Raw genomic sequence first — 19,519 nt, forward strand, 5'->3', positions numbered from 1 at the left:
TCAAGAAAGGCAGCTTTCCCCAACGAGGATGCAGTCTTCAAGATTTTCTACCTACGCATCCAAGAGCTCTATAAAAAATGGAAGGGTCGTCACGTCGCAAACTGGGCGATGGTCCGGAACCAGCTGCTCATGGACGACAGGATGTCTCAGCTTATGCAGCAATACGATGTTGCTTATTGAATCGATTTACACAAAACTCTTGACACACCCGCTTTTAAACCGGTTATGCTGGAAGAACATTTTCGGTGTGTACCAGAAATCATTGGTTATAGCAATGAAAAAATGTATAATAATCGAATTTTGCCATTGCGGGATTCTCATTCTTCAGAATTAATGCCACCTGTTATTAACTATCGAGTGGATGGTAGACGTAATGGTAAAGCAAAAATTAATGACAAAGAGGCTGAGTGTATCGTTTCCTTGATGTTGGCTTGTTGGGAACAAACTGAATATGCTGATAAAACGTTTGGTATCATTTCGTTATTAGGTGATGAACAAGCTTTTTATATTATGAATTTTGCATATAATCATGATATCAATATGCAAGAGTGGAATCAGCGACAAGTCGTGGTTGGAAATGCAGCATCCTTTCAGGGGGATGAACGCGATGTCATGTTTCTAAGTATGGTAGATGACGATGAATCGGCAAATCGTAGTCGTACTAAACTGGATTTGCGAAGAAGATATAATGTTGCGGCTAGTCGGGCGAAGGATCAGTTATGGGTCGTAAATTCTCTAGACTATACTAAACTTAAACATGGGGAAAATCTTGAAGATGAAGATGTTCGTTTTGGACTTTTAGAATATGCTGAAAATTATCAGGAACATAGAGCGCGTTTCTTGGAAGCGGAAGTTAAGGCTGAATCACCTTTTGAAGCTGAGGTAGCTAAATATCTATTGGCGAAAGGCTACCATATCCAGCAACAGTATGAAGCAGGTCCATATCGCATCGATATCGTTGTATCTTATGAGAACAAACAAATTGCCATTGAATGTGATGGAGAAAGATTCCATAGTGGAGCTGCGAAAATTGAAGAAGACATGGAAAGACAATGTATATTACAACGTATTGGATGGAAGTTTATTCGTATTCGTGGTGGCATGTATTACCGGGATAAAGACGGTACCATGGAGGATGTTATTAAAAAGCTCACCACTTACGGGATTTATACTGAAAATTCTCAGAACAGCGCGGACGATGATCAATATCATTCATGCGGTTTGTACCAGCGTGTTGTTAATCGAGCTCAACAAATTAGAGATGAATGGCATAAACAAGATAATGTGATAAAAACTGCTGCTAATAAAATTGTTCAATATCCAGAGTCAATAAGCGAAGTTCCATTAAAAGCTGTTATGTCGCCTGGAAATCAATATAAGGTTCATTATAAAAAAGAAACAGTGGCCCCCAAAACACTGAATTTGAAGCAACAAAGAAAAATCAAGATGGGTGATAAAGTAACGGTTAGATTAAATGAAAGTACAAAGACATATATCATGATGAAAAACTCTAGAGGTTCTCTTACTGAATTAACAAAAGCATGTTTAGGGCACTCTGTAGGAGACGAGATTATCTACCAAAATAATAAAGGAAAAATCTTAGGAATTAAGTAGTCTAGCTGAACACGGCTGAAAAGGAGATTTTATGGATAAAACAATATTTTCTATAGGCGGGAAAAACTGCCTTATTTATTCAGCAGGGCAGCCGGTGTATCTATTGATACAGCCTGTTGATGACCATGATTGGGAGGTATTGGACGAACAGGTAACAGCCATTGCGAAGGCTGTCCAAGTACCTTTCGTTTTTGTCGCTTTTCTGGTAAAAGATTGGAATCAGGAATTATCTCCCTGGGATAGTCCTGCTGTTTTTGGGTGTTCTGATTTTGGGCATGGTGCAGCCGAAACCCTACACTTCGTAGAAACAGTTCTCTTGCCAGCTGTCCGCCTGCGATACCATTTACCGGAAGGCATCCCCGTGGTGTTAGGCGGATATTCCCTGGCAGGGCTCTTTGCTTTGTGGTGCGCCTGGCAGACGCCAGCCTTCTCGCTATTGCTGCCGCGTCGCCGTCGGTCTGGTTTCCCCATTGGCTGGATTATGCCAGTCAGCGGCCGCCACAGACCCAGGCCGTATACTTGAGCCTGGGCGACAAAGAGGAAAGGACGCGCAATCCTGTCATGGCGGCGGTAGGGGACTGTATTCGTCAGCAGTATGCCTGTTTAGCAGAATTGTCCCGCATGCAGGTGCTGTTGGAATGGAATAAGGGAAACCATTTCCAACAGACTGGGCAGCGTTGTGCTAAGGCTTTTGCATGGTGTGTGTCATCATTGGCGCAGGGGCCAGGCGGCGCCAGCAGCACCAGAGGATAGCCAGCCAGACGGGCATGATGAGGACGGCTGTGAGTATGTCCGGCATTTGGGTCATCATGAGGACGATGAAGCAGAGGAAGGCCAGGCAGAAATAGTCCGCTGCCGGATACCAGAGGGACGGGAACTTCGTGGTCTTGCCTGTTTTCTGGCAGTAAGTCTTGAATTTCAAGTGCGTCACGATGATCGTGACCCAGTTGACGATGGTGGCGCCGACTGTAAGGGACAGGAAGTACATGAAGATTTTTCCCGGGAAGAAATAGGTCACGGCGACGACGAACAAGGTCAGGCCCGAGCAGAGACAGAGCGTGTGGACCGGTACGCCCCGAGACGACAGCTTCTTGAACCATTGCGGGGCGTTGCCTTCTTCTGCCAGGCCGAAGGCGATGCGGGAATTGCCGTAAATGGCCGAGTTATAGACGGAAATGGCTGCCGCCAGGACGACGAAGTTGAGGAGATTGGCCGCTGCCGGGAAGCCGACGTTAGTGAAAATCTGGACGAAGGGACTGTTCTGTGTGCCAATCTGGTTCCATGGCCACAAGGTCATGATGACGACCATGGTGCCGATGTAGAAGACGAGGATGCGCCAGATGATCTGGTTGATGGCCTTGGGCAGGGACCGTTCGGGATTTTCTGCTTCTCCCGCCGTGATGCCAATCAGTTCGACGCCGCCAAAGGAAAAGATGACCGTCACCATGGCCAGGCAGAAGCCCCAGATCCCGTTTGGCAGGATGCCGCCGTAATCCCAGAGATTGCTGAAATTCTGCGGGAAGGGCCGGCTGTCCTGGCAGATGAGCCAGGCGCCGAGGGCAATCATGCCCAGGATGGCCGCCACTTTGATGAAGGACATCCAGAATTCCGTTTCACCGTACGCCCGGACGTTGACCAGGTTGAGACAGGTGATGGCCATGAGACAGACCAGGGCCGTCACCCATTGCGGCAGGTCGGGCAGCCAGTAATGGACGTAGATGCCGACAGCCGTCAATTCGGCCATGCTGATGATGACATAAGAGAACCAGTAATTCCAGCCCAGCATGAAACCCGGGAAAGGGCCCCAGTACTTGTCGGCGTAATAACTGAAGGACCCGGACACCGGTTCTTCGACGGCCATTTCCCCCAACATGCGCATGATGAGGAAAATGACGATGCCGCAGATGAGATAGGCTGCGATGACCGACGGCCCGCCCAGGGAAATGGTCGACGCCGACCCATAAAACAACCCCGTACCGATAGCGCCGCCCAGGGCGATCATCTGGAGATGACGATTCTTCAGGCCGCGCTGCATCTGTGATGCTTCTTTCATGAAAAAGACCTCCTAACAAAAAAAAAGGCCGCACGAAAGTTTACACCCAAGGTGGTGTACCCCTTCGTGCGGTCGTTTGACGATTACACTCTGTCTATTAGTATAGAACAAAAATAGCGCTTGTCAATCCGGGAAAAACAAGTGAAGACAGATTACGACGCATCAGCCATATTATGACCGGGCCTGCACAGTTCTGTTACAGCTATCGTGGAATGCTATCTTTTTCTTTATTGAGAAGCTATAATGAAATAGAAATAGGCGGCTGCTATCTTTTGGCTTGCAAATAGCTGGCAGCGGCTCCTCAAGAAAGAAGGATGATTTTTGTTGCAATATATATGCAGGTCTCTCGATTGTGTTATAATGGCAGAGGAGGCGGGGAAAATGGGCCAATTCGTCAATGCGGACGGAGAACGGTGCAGTGTCGATCAGATCGTCAGGAACTTATTGAAGGAAGACGTGACCTATGAATTCATTGCGCACGTTGCCCAATGCCCGTTGGAAACGGTGAAACGCATTGCCGCTAAACAAAAAAAGCAATAGGGAGTGATTCGTTTGAAGATTTTAGTTGTCATGGATGTCGATGCAAAACAGAAACAGTGGCTGGAAACAGCTGCTCCGGAAGCGGATTTTTGCTATTGTCCCGGTGATGGGACCCAGGCCGGCAAGGCGCTGGATGAAGCGGACGTCATCATTGGCAATATCGCTCCTGACCTGGTGAAGAAAGCGTCACAGCTGCAGTGGCTCCAGCTCAACAGTGCCGGTGCCAACGAATACTGCCAGCCCGGTATCCTGCCGGCCGGCGTCACCTTGACCAATGCGACCGGTGCCTATGGCCTGGCCTTGTCGGAACACATGCTGGCCCAGACACTGGCTATGATGAAGAAACTCTATCTTTACTATGACAATCAGCATCAGGCCCTGTGGCGCGACGAAGGGCCGGTCACGTCCCTCTATGGCGCGACGGTCGTCGTCGTCGGTTTTGGCAATATCGGCCGTAACTTCGGCCAGCGCGTCAAGGCCATGGGGGCACACGTCATCGGCTTGCGCCGCCGTCAGGGTGCCGTACCGCCGGAAGCTGACGAAATGGGGGATATGGCCCATTTCAATGAATACCTGGCGAAAGCGGATATCGTCGCTTCGTGCCTGCCCGATACGCCGGAAACGTATCATATCTATGACGCCGCGCGCTTTGCGGCCATGAAGAAAGGCGCTTATTTCGTCAATGTCGGCCGCGGCACCAATGTCGACCAGGCCGCTTTGCAGGAAGCCGTCGCCCAGGGCCATCTGGCCGGCGCTGCCCTGGATGTTACCGACCCGGAACCGCTGCCGTCGTCGGCCCCCTTGTGGAAGACGCCGGGCATCTACATTACGCCGCACATCTCCGGCGGCTATCATCTCCGGGCGACGCACGACTACATCGTCCGCATCGCCGCAGATAATCTCAAACGCTACCGGGCCGGCGACCCTCTGGAAAACATCGTCGACCTCATGACCGGGTATAAAGCATGAGAAAATGGCTTGTCACTAAGCGACAAGCCATTTTTTTAGGGGCTAGTGGTTAGCAGATGGTTTTGAATTTAAAGTCCTCTCTGCGAACTACAAACTCTCTGTACTACACTTATAGAGTAAAAGAAAGCTAGCCCCTAACCCCTAACCACTAACCACGGGCTTGACGATGGTGCCGGTTTTCCGGCAGGTGACGCGGCCGCTGGTCGTGTCGGTCAGGCTGGCGGCAAAGGCGTCGCTGCCGCTTTGCGGGACTTCCATGGTGAAGGTCACGTCGGCGGCGAAATCCCTGCCGGTAATGGTGCCGCCGTGGTCGGGGACGAAGCGTTCCATCGTGCTGACCAGGGGATAGGCGACAGTCGCCGTCAGGATCGTGAAGGGCGTATAGACGGCGATATCCGCGGCTTCCAGGGCCAGGGCGGCAGCGTGGCTGTAAGCCCGGATGAGGCCGCTGGCGCCGAGCTTGATGCCGCCGAAATAACGGGTGACGACGATGGCCGTATTGGTCAGGCCCTGCTTCTTGAGGACTTCCAGGATAGGACGGCCTGCCGTACCGGCTGGTTCGCCATCGTCGCTGGAACGCTGGAAACGGCCGTCCGGCCCGACCTGGTAGGCCGAGCAGTTGTGGCGGGCATCCCAGTATTTCTTTTTCATTTCCTCGATGAAGGCTGCTGCCTCGTCTTCGGATTTCACTTCGCAGACCGTCGCGATGAAGCGGGACTTCTTGATGACATATTCAGCGTCGGCCCGGCCGTAGACCGAGCGGATGAGAGATTCCATAACACACATCGTCCTTTACATTTTTCTTCCATCATACCATGGTTTAGTGGCTCGTGGCTAGTGGTTCGTGGCTCGTAGGGGCTCGCACGTGGCGAGCCCCTACGAGCATATGTGAGAATTCCATGACCCGTTTACATGAACAGTCCATGCTAGGGATTTTGATGATTCTCCCAGCAGTGGGAACGAGAAATCATACATATCCTGAAGCGGGCGCCCCACGCGGTCGCCCCTACAGAAAACAGCGCTAGCGTTTGTAGGGGCTCGCACGTGGCGAGCCCGCCAGGGGATATGTGAGATACTTGTGAATCGGATTTGCATGAACTTTAAATTTAAATCCATCCGCTAACTGCTAACCACTCAAAAAGAGGCTGTCTTAATGCGACAGCCTCTTTTTGTAACACTTTATTTTTTGCCATTGATATTCAATAATGTTTTAATAGCCTCCTGTTTTTCCGGCGGCAAGGCGTGGATGGCCCGGATGATGTGGCTGTCGTCTTCGGTGATGGAAGCACAGAAGTCGCAGCTGTTGCCGTGCTCTTCACTGCCTTTGCAGTACATGCCCGGCCGGCCGACGAGGATACAGATGGGAATCTGGAAAAAATCAGCCATTTTCAGGAGTACTGAAATATCCGGTGAATAGAGGCCTGTTTCCCAAGAATAGACGGCTTGTTTGGACATGCCAAAGAGGGCACCGAAAGCCGTCTGGGTTAAGCCCTTTTTTTTGCGATAATATCTAATTTCTTGTCCTAAAGTCATGCGCGTTCACTCTTTCTGTACACAATAGTCTCTGTTGTACACATTCAATTTCGTATACTATACAACACAATGTAATATACACTGATCATTATAATATGGAAATCATTATAATATGGATGATAAAAAGCGTCAACCGTATGATTCTAAGAACTTGCAAGTATTATGCTTAAATATAATATTGGGACGAAAAATGATACTTAAATTAAGAAAAATATTGATAAAAACATAGAGATGTATACGGAGTATAGAATAAAAAGCTATTTATGGCTGAAAAAGGCACGAATCAGGCGGACCAGGCTTTCCTGGTCGGCAGCGCCCATCAGTTCCCGGCACGAGTGCATGGCCGTAATGGGGATGCCGATATCCATGGCCCGCAGGGGGAGATTGGCTGAGAGCAGGGAGCCCAGGGTCGAGCCGCCGGGGATGTCCGACCGGTTCATGAATACCTGATAGGGGATATCATTTTCACGGCAGAGGGATTTGACGACAGCTACGGCAGCGGCGTCCCCGGCATAGCGCTGGCTGCTGGCGATCTTCAGGGCGACGCCGCACCCCATGACGGGCTGGTTGGTGACGTCGCATTTTTCCGGCACGTTGGGATGGATGGCGTGGGCCACGTCGACAGAGAGCATGAAGGCCCGGGCCAGGTCGGCCGAGAAGTCATCGTCCGTCAGGCCGAAGGCGTGGTAGATGCGGTGCAGGATGTCCGGCAGGACGTGGGAGTCCGCCCCTTGTTTCGTCTGGCTGCCGACTTCTTCGTTGTCGAAGAGGGCGACGACGTTGAGGCCGTCGGAAGCGGCTGTTTCGGCAAGGCCCGTCAGGCAGGCCAGGACCGACGTCAGATTGTCCAGGCGCGGCGACGATACGAATTCATCGTGCCAGCCCAGGCGGCAGCCTTCTTCATAGGGATAGACCGTCAGGTCCCAGGACAGGATGGCTTCGGGCAGGCAGCGGCATTTTTCCGACAGGAAATCGAGGAAGAAATGGTCCGTCAGCTCGCGCTGGTCCAGGCCCATGAGGGGCAGCAGGTCTTTCTGCGGGTTGAGTTCGACGCCTTCATTGGCCCGGCGGTTCATGTGGATGGCCAGGCGGGGAATGGTCAGAATCGGTCTCCCTGCGTCGACGAGGCGGATTTCCGGCTGGAAGGCATCGCTGCCCTGGAGGGCCACGGTCCCGGCCAGGGACAGGGGACGGTCGAGCCACGATTCGCGCAGCAGGCCGCCGTAGACTTCGGCGTTCAGCTTGAGGTAGCCGTGCTGGCGGATTTCCGGCCGATATTTTATTCGCAGACAGGGGAAATCCGTATGGGCCGCGCTCAGGCGCAGGTGGCGGCGCACATCGGAACCCGTGCGGAAGGCGATGAGGCCCGAATCATAGAGGGGGACGTAATAGGCACCGTTCGGCGCCAGTTGCCACGCTTCGGACAGGGACAGGGCCTGGAAGCCGGCCCGGTCGAGATAATCCCGGCTGGCCTGGACCGTATGGTACGGCGACGGGCTGTGATGGATAAAATTCAATAAGTCCTGGATATAATCATAAGTCATGGAGGTCATCCTTTCTGACGAGATAGGTCGGTTATTTCAATAGTAGTTCTTATTATATCATATATATAAGATTCTATGGAATGATATGTTTTTTTGCGGCTTCCTCGCCAGCCATGGTATAATAAAAAGGATTTTATTTTTTGAAGGGACGCTTATGGATTTACACGTAATCTGTCAATTTTTAGGAAGGATCGCCTGGGCCCAGGCCGGCGTCATGGGTCTGCCACTGCTCATGGCCCTGGCTTTCGCCGAAGACAGCTGGCCGGCCTTTATGGGCACCATGGCCGTCTGTGCCCTGGCTGGCTGGGCTTTCCTGCGCTATGGCCACGTGCGGACGAAGAAACTGACCATGCGCGAAGGCATTGCTATCACCGGCCTGGGCTGGCTCCTGGCAACTTTTTTGGGGATGCTGCCTTATTGCCTCGGCGGCTACCTGAACTATTTCGACGGCCTGTTCGAGAGCATTTCCGGCTTTACCGGGACCGGGGCGACGGTCATCCCCGACTTGGAGGTCCTGCCACAGAGCCTCCTCTTCTGGCGCAGCCTGACCCACTGGCTCGGCGGCCTGGGCATTGTCGTCATCTTTATCGCCCTGCTGCCGGAAGCGGGCCAGTCGACGGTCTACATGTACAACGCCGAATCGACGGGGCCCACGCGGGAGCGGGTTCTGCCCAGGCTCCACGACATGACCCAGGTCCTGTTCCGCATGTACATGGCCTTCACGGCGGCGCCTTCGTCATCTTCCTGCTCTGCGGCATGGATTTCCTCGGCGCCTGAACCATGCCTTATCGACGGTCTCAGCCGGCGGCTTTTCCACGTACAACGCCAGTGCGGCTCACTTCGAGAGCCCGGCCGTCGAAGCCTGGATGACCTTCTTCATGATCCTCACGGGCGGCAACTACGGCCTGTACTACCAGGCCTGGCAGAAGGGCTGGCACGTCCTGCGGCGCAATACGGAATTCAAGGCCTACCTGCTGATCATCGCCGCGGCGACAGTCCTCATCGGCCTCAACCTCATGGACGGCTTCGACGTATCGGCGCCGACAGCCCTGCGCTATTCGTCGTTCCAGGCGGCGTCCATCGCGACGACGGGCTTCGTCTCGGCAGACTACGACCGCTGGCCGCCCTTTTCCAAAGGCATCCTGCTGGTGCTCATGATTTCCGGCGGCTGTGCCGGTTCGACGGCAGCGGGCCTCAAAGTCTCGCGCGTCGTCATCATGGTGCGCTACATCTGGCAGGCAGCCAAAGCCAAGCTCCATCCCCATCAGGTCTGGGGCCTGACCATCAACGGCCACCGCGTCGGCGACGATACGGTCATCCGGGCGGCCCAGTTCTGCTTCCTCTATATCATGTTCATCGCCCTCTGGGCCCTGCTGCTGACCTTTGACGGCATCAACACCTTCGACGCCATCGGCATCAGCGTTTCCACCATGGGCTGCATCGGCCCGGCCTTCGGCATCACCGGCGCGACCTGTACCTATGCCGAACTCTCGGTCTTCTCCAAATCCATCCTCTGCCTGTCCATGCTCCTGGGACGACTGGAAATGTTCACCCTCCTGGTCATGCTGCGCAAGAGCTTCTGGAAATCCAGGAGCAGCTGGTAAATGAGAGAAAGATTAAATTTTGCTGAATTCAATTAAAGGACGATTAAATTTTCGAAAAGGGGTTAAAAAATAGGGCATACTATACATATAGATTCTTACAGTATATGTATAGGAGGGATTGTCATGAAGAAATTCGTAGCTTTGGCCCTGATTTTGGCAGGCGTGGTCCTGTTCCAATTCGCCTCTGACTTTGAAAACGCTTTTAGTGAGCCACCGCCGGCCGTAGAAGAGCCATTGCCGGAAAAAGCCTTTGTCTATGTCACGGGAGCCGTTAAGAATCCTGGCCTCTATGCGCTGGAAACGGGGAAAACGGCTGGCGAAGCCGTAGAAGCAGCTGGCGGCATGATTGCCTATGCCGATACGGGAGCCGTCAATTTAGCAGACCGCGCAGAAGACGGTGCCCATATCCACGTGCCCTATGATTTCCAGGGGATTCCCGAAAATCCGGCGGAAGCCGGCAAGGTATCTTTGAACCGAGCCGATGAGAAAGCCCTTACGGACCTGCCCGGCATCGGACCAGCTATGGCGGCTAATATCATCGCTTATCGCCAGGAACACGGCTCTTTTGGCAGTATCGAAGAACTACAGAAGGTCAAAGGCATCGGTCCGGCGAAGTTCGCCAAGCTGAAAGATTTGGTGTGCTTATGATGGGAAAGGTTAAACCGGAATGGGTCAGCCTGTCCCTGGTCCTGGCCCTGGCTGGGGGCATTACCCTGGCAGATGTGCTTTCTTTGGCTTTGAGCCTTTGGATTTCTTTGTTCCTGCTGTCTTTGCTGGGCCTATTCTTTTTCCGGTCCCGCAGCCGTATTGCCCTAGTTGTCTGTCTGGTCCTGGCGGCTCTTAGTCTGGGCGCCGGCCGTCTCCAGCTGGAGGCAGAGCGCTGCGAAGCCCTGCCGCATCAGGCAGCTGGTGCCAGGCTGACCGTGGAAGGGACGCTGCAAGAACGGCGCAGTACCTATACGAATGAAAAGGGACAGGTCGGACGGTACATTATGCAGGTCCGGCGCTATTCCTATGACGGGGAAGCGGACGTACAGCCTGGAAACGGCTGTATCTATGTGACTTTGCTGGAACCGCAGGTCGTAGGCAGTACGGTTGTCGTCACTGGCGACAGCCGGCCTTTGACATACTATAAAAATGACGGCATGTACGACGCCCTCCATCGCGACCGGGAAAAAGCGATTTACTTGCGGCTGTTTGCCGATGATGGGGAAAAGGTGGTCGTGACGGCTCCGCCAGGTCGCTGGGAGGCCTTTTTGCAGGATTTGCGCCAGGCTTTGACCGGGCGTTATGAGGTCATCCTCGGCGAGACGTATGCACCGGTACTGGCTAGTCTGCTCTTTGGCGGCCATTACGAGGACTTGCCGCCAGGTCTGCTGGAATCATTCAGTACGACCGGGCTGATTCATATATTATCTGTTTCCGGGTCTCACGTGGCTTTGCTGCTGGCCGTCATCCAGCTCATAGGCCGCGTCCTGGGATTGCGGCCGCGCAGCTTGTGTTGTATTTCTGTGACTTTTCTCTTCTTATACGGCGCGTTGTCGGATTTTTCGTCGCCTGTCGTCCGGGCGTCCCTCATGGGGGCCGCCAGTGCCTTGAGCCTGACGGCGCGGCGCGAATACCTGGCCGGTCATGCTCTGGCCCTGGCTATGGCCGGGATGCTGCTTTACAGCCCATACCTTTGTTTTGACTTGAGTTTCCGCCTGTCCTGTGGCGCCTCGGCAGGCATCATTCTTTTTCAGCGGCCCGTAAGCTCCTGGTTTGCGGGTCTGCCTTTGTTTTTGCGGGATTGCCTGACTGTCTGTGTGGCGGCCCAGATTCTGGTCGTGCCCCTCTTGTTTTCGGCGTTCTTTTCTTTTCCCGTCTATTCGCTGGTGGCCAATGTCCTGGTCGCACCGGTCTTGGACCTGGTCATGGTCCTCGGCCTGTTGGCGTCGGTCCTGTCCCTCTTGTGGGGCAGCGCTGCCGATATGGTGTTGTGGCTCATCAAGCCCTTGCTGGTCCTGGCTCTGAAGGGCAATGCCTTCATCGCCGCCTTGCCGGGGAGCCGCTTCTGGGCCGGTCAGCCGTCGAAGTGGGCCTGTTTGGCCTGGTATCTGGCTGTAGTCTTTGTCTTTTGCCCCTCTTTTCGCAGGCGCATGGGTCCGCCCTTGCTGGCCTGTCTGGCGGCGGCCTGGTTCCTGCGGCCATCCGGGCCGGGCGTCCTGGTCCTCGATGCCGGACGGGACCAGGTGACGGCTGTCATTCATGAGGATAAATCGGCCGATATATGGTATAATAAATCGAGATTCGCCAACCCCGACCAGGCAGCTGTCGTCGTGACGCCGGCTTTGCGGGCTCATGGCGTCTTCCGGCTCCGCCAGTGCCGTGTCGATGGCGACGGGGCGGATCATACGCTGGCCTTGCTGCGGCGGGATTTTACCCTCCTGTCCGGGACGGGGAGCGGCGATGTGCCTTTTCGCTGTCTGGCGTCGGTGGCCAGGCCTTTTCCGGCAGGACCGCTTTGTCTGGAATTCCGGTCCCTGACGGGCTGGAATGGCCGGGATTTCCCCGTATCGGCCATGGCGACCATTGTCTATGGCTCGCGCCGCAGCGATGAAACCCTGACAGAGTGGGGCGAGACGGCGGCCGGTTACGGTGTGCCTTGTTTTTCGCCATCCCGGGACGGCCAGGTCCGTCTGTACCGCTGGCGGGGGCAGTGGCGCATTTCTACGTTTAATGAGGAACAGTCATGGAATATAAGAAACATATAATGATTATTTATGGGACAGAACCGTATGTCATGGAAGAGAGTCGGAAGCGGTTCCTGGCGGCGGCCCACGAGCGGGCCGGCGGGGAAGCCGAGATTCAGTCTTTCCAGAAGGATGCTGTGGCGGCGACGGTCGTCGAATCCTTCCAGGGGTCGAGTCTCTTTAGCAGTGGGACGGTCACGATTTGGTATGACTGTCCCTTTCTGCCGCTCAAGCGCGGCGGCCGGTCGCGGAGCAAGCTCACCAAGGATGAGCAGTGGTTCCTGGACGAGGCCCGGCGGCTCAGCGACGAGAACAGTCTTTTGTTCTATAGCAAGGGCAAGATGGATACGGGCAGTGCTTTTTTCAAGGCCCTGAAGCCCATGGCCGACGTCGTGGCGGCCGAAGCGGTGACGGAAAAGACGGTCATGCCTTATGTGACGGACTATTTGAAAGGGAAGGGCAAGCGCCTGACCAGCCGGGCCGTCGCCTATTTGCGGGCCCTGTTCCAGACCTGGGGTGATATTTCGTTGCTCTATGTCTTTTCGGAGCTGGAGAAATTGTGCATCACCGTGCCCGACAGCAGGAAAACCGTCGATGTGGCCGATTTGCAGGACCTCTTTGCCGGGACGATGGAAAAGAATCTCTTCACCTTTATGGATGAATTTTTGCGGCGCAATGGGGAAAAGACCCTGCCTTTTTTGGAAGGCCTGTTCAGCCGGCAAGATGCTTTTTTGAAGAATACGGGCTATATGTTGTCGCGCCTGCGCCTGCTCCTGGCTTATAAGGAATTGCGCCGGGCCCATGCCGGCCAGCACCAGTGCGAACAGATCCTGCAGACCATCAATAAGGGCCGCAGCGTAAAATATGTCTTATACCACTTGCAAAAAGTGGCATCTTATTGGAAAATAGAAGAGTTGGAAAGTTGTATTTGCCAAATTTTTACGCTCCAGCTCCATATCCGCCGCGGCACGGCGTCGCCGGCCGATATGGGACCCCTTATTTGTTTGTATTGTAGGTAGGGGCCGCCTACGGCGGCCCGCAGGTCGCAGGTCGCAGTTCGCCTCCCCTCATAGGGAGGTGGCCTGAAAGGCCGGAGAGGTTGATTTGCCGTTTGCAGGAGCAGTTGAAATATAGAGAAAAGGTAGGTTAGCATGTGAGAGATGTAGGGGCGACCACGTGCCTTTTCAGCCCGTCAGGTCATGACTGTAAGGAATGGCAGGACGGTTGCTGGAACGGACAGCTGAGGCTGGCGGCCTGCAGATCGCAGGGGAGAACCTCTCAGTCAGCTTCGCTGACAGCTCCCCTATGAGGGGAGCCAGGGGCGATTGAAATATAGAGAAAAGGTAGGTTAGAATGTGACTGACGAAGAACGAGCACGGAAAGAACGGATGAAGGAATATCGCCGGCGGTACCGGGAAAAGCATGGATTGCCTCCGGAAAAGGACACGCCGTCCTGGAAGAAGCGGGCTGCTGTTGTCTTGGCCTTGTGTGTGATTGGTTTCGGCGGCTTTTTTGCGGCCCAGAGCAAGGCGGAACAGATGGTGACCCTCAATGGGCAATCTATTGCCGATATGACTGATGAAGAAATCACCAATTATCTCGACCTCCACGAGAAGGAAGCGGAAGACCGCAAGCTGCGCCTGGCCGCGGACGGCGTCGATGTGACGCTGGACCTGGACGAACTGGGAGCCAAGTTGGACCGCAGCTATATCGATGATGAACTGCATCTCGTCGGCCGCCGGGGCCTGCCCTGGCAGCGCGTGGCCGATGTGGTGACGACGCTCACGCAGGGCAAGGATGTGCCCCTGGCCATTGCCGTTGACGAGGATAAATTGGATAAGGCCCTGGCCGATGTCCACGACAAGTACGATAAGGATCCGCAGAATGCCTATGCCTATGTCAAGGACGACCAGAAGACTGTCGCCATTGAAGATGCCAAGGACCGCATCGTCATCAATACAGATAAGCTGAAAGATGCTGTGACGGCCAAACTGCATACGGGCAGGACGGACACGCTGGACGTCCCCGTAGACAGCCGGGAAGGGGCGGACATCAAGGCCGACGACCTCAAGAATATCGACACGGTCTTGTCGTACTATACGACCCATTTCGATGATACCAACCCGGACCGCAACGTCAACATCCGCCTGGCACAGAAGCGCCTCAACCACGCCGTCGTCATGGCCCAGAAGGATTTCTCCTTTAACAAGTATGTCGGCACGCGGACGCCGGACAAAGGCTATAAGCAGGCACCGTCGTATTTTGAAAACAAGCTCGAACAGTCGACAGGCGGCGGCGTCTGCCAGGTCAGTACGACCCTGTTCAATGCGGCTTTGCGGGCGGGCTTGTTCATTGCCAGCCGGGAACCGCATTTTGCCCCGGCCGCTTATGTGCCCGTCGGCATGGATGCGACTGTCGCCGATGACGGCCTGGATTTTGCCTTTACCAATCCTTTCCAGCATCCGGTCTGCGTCTATACCGTCGCCGGTCAGAATACGGTGACGACGTATATCCTGGGCAATCACGCCGATACGTGCAGTGTGTCCTTTGAAACGACGCATCTCCAGAACCTGCCTCATAAGGTCATCAAGAAGCACGACGACAGTGTGACCGAAGATAAGCGCAAGCAGGAAGGCTACGACGGCCATGACGTGACTATCCGCCGGACCGTGGCTTACAGCGACGGCGACCGCCATGTCGATACCATCGAGTCCCATTATGAACCGAATGATGAAATCATCCTCACGCCCGGCGACGATAGCGAAGAAGTCGTCAGCACGGCGGACCTGGAACCGCAGGACCCGCTCCTCAACGCACCGCACGACATGATGGACTTCAATGTCCCGGCGCCCGATGCGGTCAACACGGCCGATGAGGAATAACTCATCGGTTCATGTAGTAGGGGCTCGCACGTGGCGAGTCCGTCAGGTCATGACGGTAAGAAATGGCAGGATAGCTGCTGAAACGGACCGCTGTAGAGGGTGAGTCCGTTTGGATTTTGTAGGAATTTCACCAACAGGTAGCGAATGTTCCCACACTGTGTGCGACGGGCGTCCCACGTGGACGCCCCTACCATGGATGGGAAGCAGGGGAGGCATGTAGGGGCCGTCCCAGTTCAGTGGTTAAAATTTAAAGCCATTGTCTGCAAACTCCAAACTATAACGTAAAAGGGACCGCGCATGGTGGTAAAAACTTTGTGCGACAGGCCCGCTTATAGAAAGGAAAATATATGAAAGTCTGGCATATTGTTCCTAAAAATGATATTTTGATCCCCGTCGACGGCGGGCGGTCGGTGACGGTCGCTTCGATTGCGGCCGATCTGGCCGGTCATGCCTGGCATGTCCGGACGGAATCGCCTTATGCCATCGGCGATATGGATCTTCTCCGCGACCGGGTCAGCCGGAAATTGGGCCTGGACGGGACGGTATCGGTCGAACACCGGGTGACGTCGGTCTTTCACGGCGGCGATATGTCTCTGGCCGTGCCCGACAATGACCCGCTGCGCCAGGTCGCCGATATTTCCACTGATGATATGGAAGGCTACGGGATTCCTCATGAAGACTGCTACGATTCCATTTACGATGTGGACGACGAATTGTACGCCGATGAAGATTACAAGAAGGCCTGCCAGTCGGCGTTCCAGCCCGGTACGGGCAGTACCAGGACGGGCACCAAGACCGGCGGCGACAGCCGGGTCTGGATGGGCCGGGCCTTTGGCGGCGATGCCGTCGCCATCAACGACGTCCTCGGCGAGGAACAGAACGACGTTATCCTCAAGGGGAAGGTCGTCAAGGTCGAGTTCCGGGAACTCAAGTCGAAGCGCATCCTCCTGACCTTCCAGATGGCCGACAGCACCAACGGCATTTCAGCCAAGAAGTTCCTCGACGTCAGCAATCAGGGCGGAGGCGGCAAGTTCCGCCGCAAGAACACGCTGACGCCGGAAGAATACGACAACCTGGTCAAGAAGCTCAAGCCCGGCGTCTACGTCCGGGTCCACGGCAATATCCAGTACGACAATTACCAGAACGACTACGTCCTCATGGCCTACGACATGATGGAAGCCGACGGCGGTACAGTGGAACGGGAAGACCATAATCCCACGCCGCGCGTCGAACTCCACCTGCATACGGTCATGAGCGACATGGACGCCCTGATCACGGTCAAACAGCTCATCAAGACCATCAAGAAGTGGGGCCATCCGGCCGTTGCCGTCACCGACCACGGCGTCGTCCAGTCCTTCCCGCTGCTCCAGGAAATCTCGACGGACAAGACCAACAACGTCAAGGTCATCTATGGCATGGAAGGCTACCTCTTCGATGATAAGATCGACCAGTCGTACCATATCATCATCCTGGCCAAGAACCAGATCGGCATCCGCAATCTCTATAAATTGGTCAGCATTTCCCATTTGAAATATATCTACCGCGGCCGGCCGCGCATCCCCCCGGGCGGTCCTGTCAGAATACCGCGAAGGCCTCATCCTGGGCTCGGCTTGCGAAGCCGGCGAGCTGGTCCGCTCGATGGTCCAGAAGAAGCTGCCTTATGAAGAATTGAAGAAAATCGCATCGTTCTACGACTATCTGGAAATCCAGCCGCTCACCAACAACGGCTTCCTCGTCCGCGAAGGCTTCGTCGCCGATGAAGAAGGCCTGCGCGACATCAACCGGACGATCCTCAAGCTCGGCGATGACCTGGGGAAATTGACCGTCGCCACCTGCGATGCTCATTTCATGAACCCCGAAGACAAGATTTACCGGGAAATCCTCATGACTGGCAAGGGCTTCAAGGATGCGGAATTCCAGCCCGACCTCTACCTGCGCACGACCGACGAGATGCTGGCTGAATTTGCCTACCTCGGCGAGGAACGGGCGCGGGAAGTGGTCATTACCAACCCCAATAAGATCAACGATATGATCGACGACTGCCGGCCGGTGCCGAAGGAAACGCTCTATTTCCCGCAGATCGCCGGTTCGTCGGAAGCACTGAAGAACATGTGCTATAAAAAGGCCCATGAAATCTACGGCGACCCGCTGCCGAAGATTGTCGAAGACCGATTGGAAGAAGAATTCACGTCCATCCTGGGCCACGGCTTCGGCGTCCTCTATTACATCGCCCACAAGCTGGTCAAGCACTCCAACGACGACGGCTACCTCGTCGGCTCCCGTGGGTCTGTCGGCTCGTCCTTCGTGGCGACTATGTCGGACATTACCGAAGTCAACCCCCTGCCGCCGCATTATGTCTGCCCCAAGTGCCAGTGGAGCGAGTTCTTTACGCACGGCGAAGTCGGCGGCGGCTTCGACCTGCCCGACAAGGTCTGCCCGAAGTGCGGCACGCCGCTCCACAAGAACGGCCACAACATCCCGTTCGCTATCTTCCTGGGCTTCGACGGCGACAAGGTCCCTGATATCGACCTCAATTTCTCCGGCGAATACCATCCGAAAGCCCATAAGTACACGGAAGAACTCTTCGGCAAGGACAACGTCTTCCGCGCCGGGACCATCGGTGCCGTCAAGGACAAGACGGCTTATGGCTACGTCATGAAGTGGGCCGAAGCCAAGGGCATCAAGGTCAACGATGCCTATGTCAACAGCCTGGTCGCCGGCTGCACGGGCATCAAGAATACGACGGGCCAGCATCCGGGCGGCGTCATGGTCATTCCCCGCGATATGGACGTCCATCATTTCACGCCCGTCCAGTATCCGGCCAACAAGAAGGACAGCGGCATCATTACGACCCATTTCGATTATCACTCCATCGAAGGCCGTCTGGTCAAGCTCGATATCCTCGGCCATGATGATCCGACGGTCATCCGCATGCTCGAAGATATGACCGGCATCAAGGCGACGACTATTCCCTTTGATGACCCGGCGACGCTGAGCCTGTTCAGCTCGACCAAGGCCCTGGGCGTGACGCCGGAAGAACTGGGCTCGAAAGTCGGCAGCCTGGGCATCCCGGAATTCGGCACGTCCTTCGTCCGCCAGATGCTCGTCGACACCAAGCCCAAGACCTTTTCCGAACTGGTCCGCATTTCCGGTTTCTCCCACGGCACCGACGTCTGGCTGAACAATGCCCAGAATCTGATCACGTCGGGGACGGTCCCCCTGAAGGAAGCCGTCTCGACGCGTGACGACATCATGAACTATCTCATCCAGCACGGCATCAAGCCCAAGACGAGTTTCAAGGTCATGGAAAATGTCCGTAAGGGCAAGGGCATCGACAAGCTCAATAAATTGGGCCAGAAGACGACGGACTACGAAGGCGAGCTCAAGGCCGGCCACATTCCGCAGTGGTTCATCGACTCGTGCCACAAGATCGGCTACCTCTTCCCGAGGGCCCATGCCGTGGCCTACGTCATGATGGCTTTCCGCATCGCCTGGTACAAGATTAACCAGCCTCTGGCCTACTACTGCGCTTTCTTCACGATCCGTGCCAAGGCCTTCAAGCTGTCGGCCATGATCCACGGCCTGGAAGGGCAGGAACGGGCCATGAAGGAAATCGCCGCCAAGGGCAAGAGTGCGTCGAAAATCGAACAGGACCTCTATTCGGCCCTGGAACTGGCCAAGGAAATGAGCCTCCGCGGCTTTTCCTTTATGAATGTCGACATCAACCGCTCGGCAGCGACGAAGTTCACCATCTGCGACGGCAAGATCCTGCCGCCCTTTACGGCCATCGACGGCCTGGGCGCCAACGTAGCCGAACAGATCGTATCGGCCCGCGAACAGGCGCCGTTCAGCTCCAAGGCCGACCTCAAGATGCGCGGCAAAGTGTCCCAGTCCCTGGTCGACGTCATGAGCCAGGAAGGCTGTCTCGGCGATTTGCCCGAAGATGAACAGATCGACCTCTTCGCCATGTAGGCGGAAAAAACATTTCCTCGACAGATTGACTTTCGTGCCGTATAATGTTTTTAGTATTTAACGAACTAAAGGAATC

The 19,519-nt window shown here is 54.9% G+C and carries 14 protein-coding genes and 3 pseudogenes; 12 read left to right on the top strand and 5 right to left on the bottom strand.

Translation table 11 applies throughout. From position 1 onward, the window contains the following. The 3 genes and pseudogenes from NM10_RS14115 to NM10_RS14365 form a co-directional block, all read left to right on the top strand. Positions 1-180: pseudogene (locus NM10_RS14115) on the top strand (IS256 family transposase); the annotation flags it as partial. Positions 181-225: 45 nt separating this feature from the next. Continuing rightward, positions 226-1,614, top strand: a complete 1,389-nt coding sequence (locus tag NM10_RS03430; protein WP_071601825.1) for an AAA domain-containing protein — start codon at positions 226-228, stop codon at positions 1,612-1,614. 31 nt (positions 1,615-1,645) lie between these two features. Next, complete coding sequence (locus tag NM10_RS14365; protein WP_020310213.1) at positions 1,646-2,137, top strand: hypothetical protein; 492 nt, start codon at positions 1,646-1,648, stop codon at positions 2,135-2,137. A gap of 159 nt (positions 2,138-2,296) precedes the next feature. Here NM10_RS14365 and NM10_RS03440 read toward each other — a convergent pair whose 3' ends face one another. Further along, positions 2,297-3,667, bottom strand: a complete 1,371-nt coding sequence (locus tag NM10_RS03440) for an amino acid permease (RefSeq protein WP_020310214.1) — start codon at positions 3,665-3,667, stop codon at positions 2,297-2,299. 381 nt (positions 3,668-4,048) lie between these two features. Between NM10_RS03440 and NM10_RS13990 the strand changes: the two genes are divergently transcribed. Both NM10_RS13990 and NM10_RS03445 read left to right on the top strand, forming a co-directional pair. Next, positions 4,049-4,207: a hypothetical protein gene (locus tag NM10_RS13990; RefSeq protein WP_020310215.1), complete on the top strand. Its 159-nt coding sequence runs from the start codon at positions 4,049-4,051 to the stop codon at positions 4,205-4,207. Positions 4,208-4,210: 3 nt separating this feature from the next. Next, positions 4,211-5,176 carry a D-2-hydroxyacid dehydrogenase gene (locus NM10_RS03445; RefSeq protein ID WP_239639584.1) on the top strand — a complete coding sequence of 322 codons (966 nt, stop codon included), beginning with the start codon at positions 4,211-4,213 and terminating at the stop codon, positions 5,174-5,176. Positions 5,177-5,317: 141 nt separating this feature from the next. On the opposite strand, the gene NM10_RS03450 is transcribed toward NM10_RS03445, so the two are convergent. From NM10_RS03450 to NM10_RS14370, 4 genes are all read right to left on the bottom strand, one after another. Continuing rightward, positions 5,318-5,953, bottom strand: a complete 636-nt coding sequence (locus tag NM10_RS03450) for a YigZ family protein (protein WP_020310217.1) — start codon at positions 5,951-5,953, stop codon at positions 5,318-5,320. 402 nt (positions 5,954-6,355) lie between these two features. Next, the gene (locus tag NM10_RS03455) at positions 6,356-6,709 is read right to left on the bottom strand and encodes a helix-turn-helix transcriptional regulator (RefSeq protein ID WP_020310218.1); all 354 of its coding nucleotides are present in this window, start codon (positions 6,707-6,709) and stop codon (positions 6,356-6,358) included. Positions 6,710-6,966: 257 nt separating this feature from the next. Further along, on the bottom strand, positions 6,967-8,253 hold the full coding sequence (locus NM10_RS03460; RefSeq protein ID WP_020310219.1) for a M18 family aminopeptidase: 1,287 nt from the start codon (positions 8,251-8,253) through the stop codon (positions 6,967-6,969). A 181-nt stretch (positions 8,254-8,434) separates the two neighbouring features. Further along, positions 8,435-8,581: a hypothetical protein gene (locus tag NM10_RS14370; RefSeq protein ID WP_239639596.1), complete on the bottom strand. Its 147-nt coding sequence runs from the start codon at positions 8,579-8,581 to the stop codon at positions 8,435-8,437. Here NM10_RS14370 and NM10_RS14920 point away from each other — a divergent pair. The 7 genes and pseudogenes from NM10_RS14920 to NM10_RS03490 form a co-directional block, all read left to right on the top strand. Then, positions 8,534-8,920, top strand: a pseudogene (locus NM10_RS14920) (potassium transporter TrkG); the annotation flags it as partial. The gene NM10_RS14370 and the pseudogene NM10_RS14920 sit on opposite strands and share 48 nt — an antisense overlap. Before the next feature lie 106 nt (positions 8,921-9,026). Then, positions 9,027-9,857 carry a TrkH family potassium uptake protein gene (locus tag NM10_RS14925; protein ID WP_256378954.1) on the top strand — a complete coding sequence of 277 codons (831 nt, stop codon included), beginning with the start codon at positions 9,027-9,029 and terminating at the stop codon, positions 9,855-9,857. Positions 9,858-9,980: 123 nt separating this feature from the next. After that, positions 9,981-10,505 (top strand): helix-hairpin-helix domain-containing protein, encoded by a 525-nt coding sequence (locus NM10_RS03470; RefSeq protein ID WP_020310220.1) that lies wholly within the window; start codon positions 9,981-9,983, stop codon positions 10,503-10,505. After that, positions 10,505-12,610, top strand: a complete 2,106-nt coding sequence (locus NM10_RS03475) for a ComEC/Rec2 family competence protein (RefSeq protein WP_239639585.1) — start codon at positions 10,505-10,507, stop codon at positions 12,608-12,610. Before NM10_RS03470 ends, NM10_RS03475 begins: the two co-directional genes overlap by 1 nt. Further along, positions 12,589-13,608, top strand: a complete 1,020-nt coding sequence (holA, locus tag NM10_RS03480) for a DNA polymerase III subunit delta (protein WP_020723890.1) — start codon at positions 12,589-12,591, stop codon at positions 13,606-13,608. The genes NM10_RS03475 and holA overlap by 22 nt, the downstream gene beginning before the upstream one ends. Positions 13,609-13,944: 336 nt before the next feature. Beyond that, the gene (locus NM10_RS03485; RefSeq protein WP_239639586.1) at positions 13,945-15,471 is read left to right on the top strand and encodes a VanW family protein; all 1,527 of its coding nucleotides are present in this window, start codon (positions 13,945-13,947) and stop codon (positions 15,469-15,471) included. A 347-nt stretch (positions 15,472-15,818) separates the two neighbouring features. Next, positions 15,819-19,443 (top strand): annotated as a pseudogene (locus NM10_RS03490) (PolC-type DNA polymerase III). Positions 19,444-19,519 lie beyond the last annotated feature (76 nt).

Source organism: Megasphaera sp. NM10 (genome assembly GCF_000417505.1).
Taxonomy (GTDB): Bacteria; Bacillota; Negativicutes; order Veillonellales; family Megasphaeraceae; genus Megasphaera; species Megasphaera intestinihominis.

Bases quoted from the DNA above. Each gene is read 5' to 3' on its own strand.
- NM10_RS03430 (WP_071601825.1), top strand. From the start codon at position 226: ATGCTGGAAGAACATTTTCGGTGTGTACCAGAAATCATTGGTTATAGC.
- NM10_RS14365 (WP_020310213.1), top strand. From the start codon at position 1,646: ATGGATAAAACAATATTTTCTATAGGCGGGAAAAACTGCCTTATTTAT.
- NM10_RS03440 (WP_020310214.1), bottom strand. From the start codon at position 3,667: ATGAAAGAAGCATCACAGATGCAGCGCGGCCTGAAGAATCGTCATCTC.
- NM10_RS13990 (WP_020310215.1), top strand. From the start codon at position 4,049: ATGGGCCAATTCGTCAATGCGGACGGAGAACGGTGCAGTGTCGATCAG.
- NM10_RS03450 (WP_020310217.1), bottom strand. From the start codon at position 5,953: ATGGAATCTCTCATCCGCTCGGTCTACGGCCGGGCCGACGCTGAATAT.
- NM10_RS03455 (WP_020310218.1), bottom strand. From the start codon at position 6,709: ATGACTTTAGGACAAGAAATTAGATATTATCGCAAAAAAAAGGGCTTA.
- NM10_RS03460 (WP_020310219.1), bottom strand. From the start codon at position 8,253: ATGACTTATGATTATATCCAGGACTTATTGAATTTTATCCATCACAGC.
- NM10_RS03470 (WP_020310220.1), top strand. From the start codon at position 9,981: ATGAAGAAATTCGTAGCTTTGGCCCTGATTTTGGCAGGCGTGGTCCTG.
- NM10_RS03475 (WP_239639585.1), top strand. From the start codon at position 10,505: ATGGGAAAGGTTAAACCGGAATGGGTCAGCCTGTCCCTGGTCCTGGCC.
- holA (WP_020723890.1), top strand. From the start codon at position 12,589: ATGGAATATAAGAAACATATAATGATTATTTATGGGACAGAACCGTAT.